General features: G+C 55.9%; 4 protein-coding genes. 3 read left to right on the forward strand and 1 reads right to left on the reverse strand.

Annotated features, from left to right (window positions below):
• Positions 1 to 89: 89 nt before the first annotated feature.
• Complete coding sequence (locus tag EDC90_RS20600) at positions 90 to 1,439, reverse strand: MobA/MobL family protein (protein WP_165972930.1); 1,350 nt, start codon at positions 1,437 to 1,439, stop codon at positions 90 to 92.
• 208 nt (positions 1,440 to 1,647) lie between these two features.
• Between EDC90_RS20600 and EDC90_RS20605 the strand changes: the two genes are divergently transcribed.
• The 3 genes from EDC90_RS20605 to EDC90_RS20615 all read left to right on the forward strand — a co-directional run.
• Positions 1,648 to 1,887: a TraC family protein gene (locus EDC90_RS20605; protein WP_132314381.1), complete on the forward strand. Its 240-nt coding sequence runs from the start codon at positions 1,648 to 1,650 to the stop codon at positions 1,885 to 1,887.
• 25 nt (positions 1,888 to 1,912) lie between these two features.
• Positions 1,913 to 2,104 carry a conjugal transfer protein TraD gene (locus tag EDC90_RS20610; protein WP_018065847.1) on the forward strand — a complete coding sequence of 64 codons (192 nt, stop codon included), beginning with the start codon at positions 1,913 to 1,915 and terminating at the stop codon, positions 2,102 to 2,104.
• A partial coding sequence (locus EDC90_RS20615; protein ID WP_132314383.1) for a type IV secretion system DNA-binding domain-containing protein occupies positions 2,101 to 3,076 on the forward strand: 976 nt, incomplete at its 3' end. The genes EDC90_RS20610 and EDC90_RS20615, both read left to right, overlap by 4 nt.

Raw genomic sequence — 3,076 nt, forward strand, 5'->3', positions numbered from 1 at the left:
CAATCGAATATCGAAACAGTCTGGGCCTTGCGTCATAGACCTGTCCAAGTTTTCGTCCGCACCCCCACAGGGTCACCTCTCAGCAGAAATCAACAAAACAGGCCCTCGGCCGCTTTGCCGGCAAGCGCACTGCCAACAACGCGCCGCCCCTGCCCTTCGTACACCCGCCGCACGACATCCATCACCGTGGACTTACCCGCACCTGCATAGCCCACCACCGTCGAAACACCGCGATCGGACGTGACGGCGCGAACCACCATTGCCTGTTCGTCGGAAAGAGAAAATCCATGCGACTTTGAAAATTCCGCAAGCGCCTTCTCGACACGACGCGGCGGGGCGCCGAACGACTGATCCGTCGCACGCTGACGCACGCCGTCGATCATCCGCGCTTCCATATGCAGAACGTCTCGCGTCGTCATTTTCTCCCGCTCAAGAAGCTTGTTCGTGAACGGGTCGCGGATTTCCTGGGAAAGCGTCACAAGGTTTTCGAGCGCACCAACCCGAAGAAAAAGCCCGGAAAATTCTTCGGACGTTGACGCATACCGGTGGATGAACTTTGCAACATCACGTTCATCGAAAACTGACTTTTCCGCCGTGATCATTTTCAGAACAAGCGAGGGATCTTCCGCCAACTTGCGGAAATTCTCACGCATGACCTGTTGGTGCTGCTGCACCATCTCGGTCTGAATGCCGCGCGCCTCCATGTCGTCGACGGCGGGGCCGCGATGCGTCGTCGGTTCCAGCGGAATGTCCCGATCTTCGAAGCTGCGATGATCAACCGTCGCGTCATATCCATGCGCAACCAAATGACGATTGACCTCCTGCGACCAGGCTGCGCGGATCTCGGGAAGACGGTCCTTCCAACCCGCGAAGTGCTGATAGATGATCTCCCCTTTTTGACCCTCGACCTTTGGCGGCTTTCGGACCGATTGACCGTCACCATCAAGAACCGGAACCCGTTTTGGGCCAAAGCCTGTCTCGGTCAGCGGCCGCAACGCCACCATGATGTGAACATGCGGATTGCCTGTAGCATCATGATAGTTCCAGTCTGCCACCTGCCCGCGGGCCGCGAACTGATTGCGCACAAAGTCACGAACCAGAGCCTTGTTCTGCTCTACGGACAACTCAACGGGCATTGCGACGACGAACTCATGCGCGAGCTGGGCGTCATCGCGCTTTTCGCTGGTTTCAACACGGTTCCAGAAATGCTCGGCAAACTCGTGTGGCGAATATCGATCATGCCAGGCATGTATCCACCGCGGGGCGCCTTCGGGCAATGCGACTTCACTGTGGATACAGCCCTTCTTTCGACTGTAGTCGGCAATCTCTCCGGAGCGCGCGACGTTCATATGTGTCGCGTGGCGGTATGCAGCCGCAGCAACCGCACTCTGTCCTTTGCCACGGGATATCTGATGAGCGCGCAAATGATAGATCGCCATGAACCCCGCGTACCATCTTACATTGTTGAAAACAATGTATAAGTGCGCATTTAACAAAACGATCGTTTTGTTCGCATGACGGAGTGTGGCATCGGCTCCGCCGATCCATCTTACACAGCGTGGGCTTTTTTCATGCATCATCGATGTTTACAAATACAGAACATCTCTGCAATCTTCTCATCGTTTAATGCCGAAAAGGAGAATGCCCATGGCCCGCGCCAAATCCCCTTCCGCGATCCGTGACCAGATCAGAACTCTGCAAAAGCAGTTGCGCGAAGCTGAAGAAAAGGAAGCACTCAGGATTGGACAAATCGCCATGAAGGCCGGCGTCGAAACCCTTGATCTTTCGGAGAACGAGCTTGAGGCGGCATTTGCCGAGATGGTTCACTCCTTTCGTTCCGGGCGGGAGGATGAACAGCGACCTTCTGGCGTTGCGCAGAACGCTTAGCACCCTGCAAGGCGAGTATAGAAAAATGCGCAAGCGCGAACGAAGCGAAGACACCCGCCACAAGATCGAGCTTGGCGGGCTGGTCATCAAAGCAAGCCTCGGCGATGAGGACCGCGCCTACATTCTTGGCGTTCTGCTGACAGGAAATCGGAGAAAGGGTGACGCTCGACTTCGCGAACAAATGATCAAGCTTGGTCGCGAGGCGTTGCGCCAATGATCACCAAACCTAGGCGTTCCGAATTTGCAATTCTCCTCTATGCCGGTCTCTTTCTTGTGGGCATTTCGGGACTTGTCTGGGTTTACTTTTTTGCGCTTCGATCATGGAACGCCACGAGCGGATCGGCCAACCACCTATCGTTTTCGCAGTCGATCGACTGCCTCAAATTCTGGTCCTCCGATCTTTGCCGCAGTCGCTTCATTCAGGTTTTCGGCTATGTCCCGGCCGACCTGGCTCAACTGCAATGGTTGGTGGCTGCGACACTTCTGGCAGGCATCATTGCCATTGCGATCGGCGGCTATATTGCCTTCCTCATGCCACCGGAAAAATGGATCAAGTCCGGCCGGACTGTCGCAGGCATGCCCGAACTGCTACAGGCCGCAAAAGCCGAAAAGATCGACAAGAGGGACGGCCTTCATTGGTTCAATGGATGGCGGCTGGCGCTCGAACGTGAGGTGCGACACTTCATCATCTTTGGCTCTATTGGCGGCGGCAAGACACAGACCATGATCGGGCTGATCGTCTCCGCGATCGCGCGACATGACAAGGTTCTCGTCTTCGATATCAAGGGTGACTTTACCGAGAAGCTGCCTCCAACGATCAAGCCGAATGGTTCCAGGGTGCAGCCAATCATCATTGCTCCACAGGATCGGCGTTCCCATGTCTGGGACATCGCCAAGGATCTGCGCATTGCAGAGGATGCCGTTGAACTGGCCACGCGACTGATCCCTGAATCAAGAGATCGGTTCTTTTCCAACTCGGCTCGTGCCGTGCTGGCCGCGTGCACCATACGCCTTATGCATGAAAACCCTGGAAGGTGGACGTGGGCCGATCTGGTAGCCGAGACGCGCCGTGACCATCTTGAACTTCTTGAGGTCGCGCATCGCTATCATCCCGATGCGGTTCGCTTTCTGGACGCTGACTATCGACAAGTCGCCTCGACGCTTTCGACGCTCACCGCTGATACGAACA

Source organism: Martelella mediterranea (assembly GCF_004342225.1).
GTDB lineage: Bacteria > Pseudomonadota > Alphaproteobacteria > Rhizobiales > Rhizobiaceae > Martelella > Martelella mediterranea_B.

What these genes read in the sequence shown, in the direction of transcription:
- EDC90_RS20600 (WP_165972930.1), bottom strand. Translation starts at nt 1,439, where the DNA reads ATGGCGATCTATCATTTGCGCGCTCATCAGATATCCCGTGGCAAAGGA.
- EDC90_RS20605 (WP_132314381.1), top strand. Translation starts at nt 1,648, where the DNA reads ATGGCCCGCGCCAAATCCCCTTCCGCGATCCGTGACCAGATCAGAACT.
- EDC90_RS20610 (WP_018065847.1), top strand. Translation starts at nt 1,913, where the DNA reads ATGCGCAAGCGCGAACGAAGCGAAGACACCCGCCACAAGATCGAGCTT.